2 protein-coding genes are annotated in these 1,648 nt (G+C 64.4%); both read left to right on the top strand.

Features of this window, described 5'->3' with window-relative positions; genetic code table 11:
• On the top strand, positions 1-1,547 hold a 1,547-nt coding region (locus AC6RA4_RS25425; protein WP_500165101.1), incomplete at its 5' end, for a formate dehydrogenase subunit alpha.
• A 12-nt stretch (positions 1,548-1,559) separates the two neighbouring features.
• Positions 1,560-1,648, top strand: an 89-nt coding sequence (locus AC6RA4_RS25430) for a 4Fe-4S binding protein (RefSeq protein ID WP_500165103.1), incomplete at its 3' end; no start/stop codon positions are given.

The raw sequence follows: 1,648 nt of genomic DNA on the forward strand, positions 1-1,648 counted from the left end.
ACAACACCCGCGCCATGGTGTTCTGGGGCCACGCCCCGAACTCGCAGACCCGGATGAAGGAGATGAAGACGGCGATGGAGAAGCTCGACCTGCTGGTCGTGGTCGATCCCTACCCCACCGTCTCGGCGATCCTGCACGACCGGACCGACAACACCTACCTGCTGCCGGCCTCGACCCAGTTCGAGACCTACGGCTCGGTGACCGCGTCGAACCGCTCGATCCAGTGGCGTGACAAGGTGGTGGAGCCGCTCTTCGAATCGCTTCCCGACCACATCATCATGCACAAGTTCGCCACCAAGTTCGGCTTTGCGGATCGCCTGTTCCGCAACATCGAGGTGAATGGCGAAGAGCCGCTGGTCGAGGATCTCACCCGCGAGTTCAACCGCGGCATGTGGACCGTGGGCTATACCGGCCAGTCGCCGGAACGGCTCAAGATGCACATGGAAAACCAGCACACCTTCGACCGCACCACGCTGCGCGCCAATGGTGGCCCCGCGGATGGCGATTTCTACGGCATGCCGTGGCCCTGCTGGGGCACGCCCGAGATGAACCACCCGGGCTCGGCCAACCTCTACGACACCTCGCTGGCGGTGAAGGATGGCGGCCTGCCGTTCCGGGCCCGCTACGGCGTCGAGCGCAATGGCGAGAACCTGCTCGCCGAGGGCTCGTACACCGTCGGCTCCGAGATCGAGGACGGCTATCCCGAGTTCACCATGCAGATGCTGATCGATCTCGGCTGGGACAGCGATCTGACGCCCTATGAGCGGCGCATGATCGAATATGTCGCGGGCTATATCGACCAGCGTCCCGAGACCGACACCGATCTCGGCGAGCAGTCGCAGACCGGGCCCTACCCGTCCGACTTCGCCGAGAAGATCGGCGGCGTGAACTGGAAGACCGACCTCTCGGGCGGCATCCAGCGCGTGGCGATCGCCCACGGCTGTGCGCCTTACGGCAACGCCAAGGCCCGCTGCGTGGTCTGGACCTTCCCGGACCCGGTCCCGGTGCACCGCGAGCCGCTCTACACCAACCGGCGCGATCTGGTGGAAGACTACCCGACCTACGAGGACAAGACCTTCTGGCGCGTGCCGACCATGTACGCCTCGATCCAGAAGAACGACTTCTCGAAGGACTACCCGATCATCCTCACCTCCGGCCGACTGGTCGAATACGAGGGTGGCGGCGACGAGACCCGGTCCAACCCGTGGCTCGCCGAGCTCCAGCAGAACATGTTCGTGGAGATCAACCCGCGCGACGCCAACAATCTCGGCGTACGCGACGGGGCGGATGTCTGGGTCGAGGGCCCCGAGGGCGGCAAGGTCAAGGTCATGGCCATGGTCACCCCGCGGGTGGGCGAGGGCGTTGCCTTCATGCCCTTCCACTTCGGCGGTCATTTCGAGGGCGAGGATCTGCGCTCGAAATATCCCGACGGGGCGGATCCCATCGTTTTGGGTGAATCCACCAACACCGCGCAGACCTATGGCTACGACTCCGTCACCCAGATGCAGGAGACCAAGGCCACCCTCTGCAAGATCATGCCGGCGTAAGGAGAGCGAGACATGGCACGAGCTAAATTCCTCTGCGATGCCGAACGCTGCATCGAGTGCAACGCCTGCGTCACCGCGTGCAAGAACGAGCACGAGGTGCC

This window comes from Salipiger sp. (genome assembly GCF_059781815.1).